Consider the following 976-nt stretch of genomic DNA (forward strand, 5'->3'; position numbering starts at 1 on the left):
AATATAATATATATTTTCATTACGAATGCAGTAATTATTAATATAAATAATGTTGTAAAAAATATTTCTTTTGCATTTATTTGATTTTATTTGATTAATATTTTTAAATATTCATTCTACAAAATTAATTGTAGTAATTAATTTTCAGATAGGATTAATTAAAAAGTTTATAATTCCAATGATAGGCAATAATATTGAAATTATTTTTAAAATTTTCTTAATTTTTATCACTCTCCTTTTTGATWTGTGGGGAGAGAAAACCATAATAATACTAGTTTAATTATAAATAACTATTGGAGGTAAAATGAAAAAATTTATATTTTTCTTTAAAAACTATTGTTATATTAGTGGTTCAATGCTTTTGTTTAATTTAATTGATTTATTACTTTGGATAATTTCTTTGTATTGTGTTGGTTTAGTATTTTGAATATTATTTGCTTTGCAGTGTGTTTATTTTGTGTGATGATTGTGAAAAAATATTTTTTATCAGTTAAATGCGTAAATTTTGTTTGAGATAATCCGTTATCAGTTATTATTGGGAAGTTAGGGACCGGTAAAACATTACTTTTAACTTATTTGTCGCAAACTATGAAAAACTATGAAATTATTAACAGATGAAATTTATAGTAATTATCCGTTAGAAGATGATAAAGTTAAAGTTTTAACATTGAAAAATTTAGATTTTACCGATAGAACAAAACCGGTTCCCCCAGGTGATAGTGTTATTTTATTTGATGAAAGTTATTTGTATATTGATGGAACTAGTCCTCACGATGAGAAAAAAGTTCATAGTGGTAAAATACCGTGAATTGTTTTAGCGAGACATTTTGGACATCGTGCGTTGTTTACTGCTCAGCGTGAGGGTATGATTTGAAATAATATTCGCCAGTTAGCAAGTGGGATTATTATTCCAATTTCATTGAAAAAGCCGATTATAAAATTAATTCGTTGTAAAAAAGAAAATAATAATGAAAAT

At 24.1% G+C, this 976-nt stretch carries 1 pseudogene; it reads left to right on the forward strand.

Annotated elements, in window-relative coordinates:
- Nucleotides 1–304 precede the first annotated feature (304 nt).
- Nucleotides 305–976, forward strand: a pseudogene (locus C6B38_RS12155) (hypothetical protein); the annotation flags it as partial.

It is taken from the genome of Spiroplasma sp. ChiS (genome assembly GCF_002968355.1).
Lineage (GTDB): Bacteria > Bacillota_I > Bacilli_A > Mycoplasmatales > Mycoplasmataceae > Spiroplasma > Spiroplasma citri.